The organism is Microcystis sp. M53602_WE12 (assembly GCF_030065455.1).
Taxonomy (GTDB): Bacteria; Cyanobacteriota; Cyanobacteriia; order Cyanobacteriales; family Microcystaceae; genus Microcystis; species Microcystis aeruginosa.
Genome location: NZ_JASJFB010000382.1, coordinates 1 through 1941, shown reverse-complemented (window position 1 = coordinate 1941; position 1941 = coordinate 1). Strand labels below are relative to the sequence as shown.

The following is a 1941-nucleotide window of genomic DNA, read 5'->3' as shown; positions in this document are numbered from 1 at the left end:
GCTCAGCATCCCTATAAAACTCAAATCTTGGACTTCCATTCCTGCAAAACCCAATGGGCAACTCGTTCACTCTATTTTGAGGGACAGAAGCGAAATCAATTCTGTATCCTACACTACCGTTTGAATTTGGAATTGCTGACTGATTACTGATTACTGATGACTGATCACTGTTATAAGATAAAAAAGGGAAAATTTACGATCGAAGCTTTTCTATGACAGTTACACCCGTTCCGGCCTCCTTTAATCCTGTTTCTGGTCTAGTTAACCGTATTCTCGGCATAAAACCGCTTTTTGACATCGCTCGCTATCAGGCCCGCAATATGATGATTAAAAGAGCCGAAAAACTAGGCGTACCTTGGCGGGAAACCGTCAAACAATGGCAACAACGGGATTGGAGTCGGGAACTGCAAGCGGTAGAAAATCCCGATCTCGTCTATCCCGAATACTACGTTTGTTCTTTCCACGCTTACGAAAAGGGCAATTTAGACTGGTTGCCAGCTTTTGAGGTAGAATCTGCCGCCTATGCTGTTCATTCTACCATCTGGCCCGGGGCGGGGATTGACGGCGATCCGCGATTGCGGCGGGAATATCACCGGATATTGAAGGAGCAAATCAAGGCAGAAATTAACGATATTGTCGATTTAGGCTGTAGTGTCGGCATGAGCAGCTTTGCGCTGCAAGATACTTATCCTCAAGCCAGGGTAACTGGGTTAGATCTCTCTCCCTACTATTTAGCCGTTGCCCAATACCAAGCTCAACAAAAACAAAAGACGATTCAATGGCAACACGCGGCGGCGGAAAAAACTCAATTACCCGGTCAGTCCTACGATCTAGTATCTTCGTTTTTAATGTTCCACGAACTACCCCAACAGGCTACTAGAGAAATTTTCGCCGAAGCGCGTCGTTTATTGCGATCGGGGGGTTATTTGACGCTGATGGATATGAATCCGCGCTCGGAAATTTATCGAAAAATGCCCCCTTATGTCCTCACCTTACTCAAGAGTACCGAACCCTATCTCGATCAATATTTTACTCTCGATATCGAACAGGCATTAGTTGAAGCGGGGTTTCAAGCACCGATCATTACCCCCACCAGTCCCCGACATCGGGCGATTGTTGCGCGGGTTTCCGAATCATAATTTTGAGGTAATCAATGAAGATAATTTTTCGTCAAAGCTGGACAAAGATATTAACTATTGTCCCTCTCTTCCTGTTAATTTTTGCCAGCAAAACCCTTGCCCATCATGCCATGGCAGGGCAAACTCCCGATAATTTTTGGAACGGATTTTTATCGGGTTTAGCTCACCCAATTATCGGTTTAGATCATTTAGCTTTTGTGGTGGCTAGTGGTTTAATTGCTGTGGGGATGGAACAGGGTTTATTAATTCCGCTCGCTTTTGCGATTGCCACTTTAATCGGCACAGGTATTCATTTACAGGGAATAAATTTACTTTTTCCTGAAGGGATTGTTGCCCTTTCTGTGGTAATTTTTGGCGTGGTTTTAACCCTGAAAAAAGGGTTACAAACTCATTCTAATCTCTATACGATCGCTCTGGCAACTCTGGCAATGATTGCGGGAATTTTCCACGGTTATGCCTACGGAGAATCAATTATCGGGGCGCGAGTTGCCGCTTTAGTTGCCTATTTAATCGGTTTTACCGTGATCCAATTAGCGATCGCATCTGGTGCTTTTTTCCTTGGCAGTGTCATTAAGGAAAAATTAGCCAAGCAAGCGACTCTAATTAGTAAGTTCATCGGATTGGCAATTATGGCGATCGGTACAACTTTTTTAGTGGGAATTAAGTAGGGTCTGCTGAAAAAGTTTGTTGGTGGGGGCAGGGTGTGGGGTGTGGGGTGTGGGGTGTAGGGTTTTACCGATTTTGAGGTAGTCAGTTACCTAATTTTCAGGGAAAAAGTACCTGAATTTTACCCCCGATCCCT

At 44.7% G+C, this 1941-nt stretch carries 2 protein-coding genes; both read left to right on the top strand.

From position 1 onward, the window contains the following. Positions 1 to 212: 212 nt before the first annotated feature. Positions 213 to 1139, top strand: a complete 927-nt coding sequence (locus tag PX482_RS13115; RefSeq protein ID WP_002757824.1) for a class I SAM-dependent methyltransferase — start codon at positions 213 to 215, stop codon at positions 1137 to 1139. Positions 1140 to 1153: 14 nt separating this feature from the next. Continuing rightward, the gene (locus PX482_RS13110) at positions 1154 to 1807 is read left to right on the top strand and encodes a HupE/UreJ family protein (protein ID WP_002757827.1); all 654 of its coding nucleotides are present in this window, start codon (positions 1154 to 1156) and stop codon (positions 1805 to 1807) included. The last annotated feature ends 134 nt before the right edge of the window (positions 1808 to 1941 follow it).

Bases quoted from the DNA above. Each gene is read 5' to 3' on its own strand.
- PX482_RS13110 (WP_002757827.1), top strand. From the start codon at position 1,154: ATGAAGATAATTTTTCGTCAAAGCTGGACAAAGATATTAACTATTGTC.
- PX482_RS13115 (WP_002757824.1), top strand. From the start codon at position 213: ATGACAGTTACACCCGTTCCGGCCTCCTTTAATCCTGTTTCTGGTCTA.